Origin of the sequence: Mycobacterium simiae (assembly GCF_008370645.1) — a bacterium.
Lineage (GTDB): Bacteria > Actinomycetota > Actinomycetes > Mycobacteriales > Mycobacteriaceae > Mycobacterium > Mycobacterium simiae_A.
The window spans coordinates 1-3604 of sequence record NZ_VTZN01000295.1 but is presented as its reverse complement, the minus strand read 5'-3'; the positions used below and the strand labels follow the sequence as shown (position 1 = coordinate 3604).

Below are 3604 nucleotides of genomic sequence, written 5' to 3'. Positions count from 1 at the left end.
ACCGCCTTGACTCCGCAACCACCAACTGTTGCCGCTGTCACCCCGCCACCGGCCGCGCCGTACGCCGATCCAGCCGCTTCGGGACCCATGCCGCAAGCTCCGACTGGGCAGCCCACCTGGGGGCCGGCCAGCGGGCCCATCCCGAGCGCGGCCCCCCCGGCCCACGTCCCCCAGTATTACCAGGGCGGCTGGGGCGGCACGCCACCACCACAACCCGGTGGCCCCGCCCCATGGAGCCAGCCGCCGCCACCGCGCAAGCGCAATCCCTGGCCCTTCGTGGCCGGGGCCGCCGCTTTGGTGGTCATCCTCGTTCTGGGCGTCATCGGCGTCTGGCTAGCCATCAAACCCGGGCCCGGCCCCAAGCCCACGGGCACACCGACGGCAGCCAGCTCAAGCAAGCCGACGACCAGTTCCGCAACGACTACCACCGCGGCTGGTGACCCCCAGTCCAGGCTGATGAGCTACCTGCCGTCCGGCTACCCCAGCGGCACCTGTACACCGACCACGCCAAAGCCAGACAGCGTGTGGACTGGGGCGGTGGCCATGTACAACTGCGGGCAAAACACCAACCCAGGCGGCCCCAGTCGCGCGGTCTACGGGCTGTTTCCCACCCTCGCCGCACTGAAGCAGGCCTTCAACGACGATATCGCCGCCGGAGAGCTGACGAATTGCCCCGGCGAAGGACCGTCGCCGGATTCCTGGCATTACGACCGGACACCCAATGTCATCGCTGGCATGATCGCGTGCGGCACCTATAAGAACCGCCCCAACGTGATCTGGACTAACGACGAAAAACTGATGCTCAGTGACGCTTTCGGAGATCCCGCCACCATCGACGAGCTGCACACGTGGTGGGCGAAGTACGGCTGATCCAAACCAGCCAGCCGACCGCCGCCAAGCCGACTCAGGTTTGATATCGCTGCGTCGTCGCGCGGCCAGTGCGCCGGATTCGCCGGAGCCGGCCTGGCTGGCGAGGCCGAAACCCCGGCCAGAGCTGCGCTTTTCCAGCGTCACATGCACGACTGTTGACGTTCTCATCGTGTCGCAGTAGTGGTTCGGGGAAGCTAGGCAGACGCACCGGAGGCCACTGGAGGCGAGGCATGGAAGACAGGGTCAAGGCGGTCGCGCCGGGTCCACCCCGGCTGGAGCTGCGCGCCGCCGGACGCACGTGGCACGTCACGCCCAACCGCGTCTGGACCATCGGCCGCGGCACCGATGCCGATGTCCGCCTGGACAATCCCCGGGTGTCACGAAATCACGCGGTGTTGGAGCCAACCCCGACGGGGTGGGTTCTGGTCAACCACAGCAGCAACGGGACGTTTCTCGCGGGTCAGCGCGTGGAGCGCGTGACGATTGATCAACCGCTGATGGTGCTATTGGGTTCTGCGTCGTCCGGACAGCTGGTCGAATTACACCCGTCCACTACTTCGCCGCCGGGCGAGACGACGGCCGCGCGGGCGCCGACCGCGGTGCACGCGATTGACCAACTGGTCGTCACGATCGGCCGTGGACCCGACAACAACGTGGTCCTCAACGACCTGCTGGTCTCGCGCCGCCATGCCATGTTGCGGCGCACCGGTAGCCAGTGGGAACTGGTCGACAACAACAGCGCCAACGGAACCTATGTCAACGGCAACCGGATCGTTCGCGCCCTCATCGGACCCGACGACATCGTCGGCATCGGGCACCAACTCATGCGCCTGTCCGGCGGGCGGCTGGTGCAATACGTCGACACCGGTGACATCTCCTACCAGGCGTCCAATCTGCGGGTGGTTACCAAGAAGGGCAAGGTGTTGCTGGCCGACGTCAGCTTCGTCCTGCCACAGCGCAGCCTGTTGGCGGTGGTGGGACCCAGTGGCGCCGGTAAGTCGACCCTGCTGGGCGCGCTGACCGGATTCCGCCCGGCTAGCGGCGGCGCGGTGCGATACGACGACCGTGACCTCTATGACAACTACGCCGAGCTGCGGCACCGCATCGGGTTCGTGCCCCAGGACGACATCCTGCACACCCCGCTGACCGTGCGGAAGGCGCTGAACTACGCGGCGCGGCTGCGGTTTCCCCAGGACGTCTCGGCTGCCGAACGCCAACAGCGCATCGAGGAAGTCCTGGCCGAGCTCGGGCTCAGCACTCAGGCCGATCAGCGCATCGACAGCCTGTCGGGTGGTCAACGCAAACGCACTAGCGTCGCCCTGGAGTTGCTGACCAAACCGTCGCTGCTGTTTCTCGACGAGCCCACCTCGGGCCTCGATCCCGGCTACGAGAAATCGGTCATGCAGACCCTGCGCTCGCTGGCCGACGACGGCCGGTCGGTGGTCGTGGTAACACACAACATCGCTCACCTGAACATGTGCGACCGGTTGCTCATCCTGGCTCCCGGCGGTCGCCTGGCCTACTTCGGTCCCCCGCAGCAGGCGCTGAGCTACTTTCACTGCACGGACTTCGCCGACTTGTTCACCTTGCTCGAACACGACAAAGCCACCGACTGGACCGCCCGGTTCAACGCCTCCCCGCTAGCCGCGGCGTTTGCCCCGCCACCGGCTTGGTGGCGGCCGCCACACCCTGGCGCCGCCCCGGCCGCCACCAAGCCGGTGGCCCAACAGAGCGCGTTTACCCAGTTCGCCGTTCTATGCCGCCGCTACCTGGCAGTCATCGCCGCTGACCGGCAGTATTCGGTATTTTTGCTGATACTGCCGCTGCTGCTAAGCCTGTTCGCGCACGCCGTTCCGGGTAAAGCCGGGCTGTCACTGGCCAAGGCCATCGAATTGAGGTCGACTCAGCCATCCCAATTGCTGGTGTTGCTGATCATCGGCGGCGCGCTGATGGGCTGCGCCGCCTCGATCCGCGAGATCGTCAAAGAACAGGCCATCTATCGCCGAGAACACGGCATCGGCTTGTCAGGTGGCGCATACCTGGCCTCCAAGCTGGTGGTGCTCACCGCACTGACCACGGCGCAAGGCCTGATCTTGGGGTTCCTCGGCCCCGCCTTGCTGCCGCCGCCTGACCAATCAGTGGTTCTGCCCTGGCCCACGCTCGAAGTGGCCGTGGCAGTCGTGGCTGTCACCGTCGTCTCGATGATGATCGGCCTACTCATTTCGGCGCTGATCGGCAATGCCGATCGGGGCATGCCGCTGCTGGTGCTGGTGGTCATGGCCCAATTGGTCTTGTGTGGCGGAATGTTCGGGGTCAGGGGCCGGCCTCCGCTCGAACAACTGGCCTGGTTGTCACCGTCGCGCTGGGCCTATGCGATGGCGGCTTCGACTGTCGACCTCAACGATTTGCGCCGTACCGCGGGCGGGGACCAGGACCCGCTGTGGAATTACCAGGTAAGTAGCTGGCTATTGGCCGCGGGCGCCTGCCTCGTACAGGCGATCGTGCTGGTCATTCTCATCGCGATACGGCTCGAACGATTGGATCCGCAACGCAAAGCCCCCAGGTGAACCATGCCGTCAGGCGTGCCGCGACAGCGCCTGCCCGCCATCGCGGCTGATGACCCTGCCTGAGGGAAGTTGATAGTGTCTGCGGCATTGCCGGTGACTGGAGGATCATGATGAGCGATGCACCGGGCTCACGGGTGGGGTCGATGTTCGGGCCCTACCTCCTCAAG

The 3604-nt window shown here is 66.0% G+C and carries 1 protein-coding gene and 1 pseudogene; both read left to right on the top strand.

Features of this window, described 5'->3' with window-relative positions:
• Nucleotides 1-870: pseudogene (locus F0Q45_RS24960) on the top strand (serine/threonine-protein kinase); the annotation flags it as partial.
• A gap of 230 nt (nucleotides 871-1100) precedes the next feature.
• Nucleotides 1101-3437: an FHA domain-containing protein gene (locus F0Q45_RS24955; RefSeq protein ID WP_149656436.1), complete on the top strand. Its 2337-nt coding sequence runs from the start codon at nucleotides 1101-1103 to the stop codon at nucleotides 3435-3437.
• Nucleotides 3438-3604 lie beyond the last annotated feature (167 nt).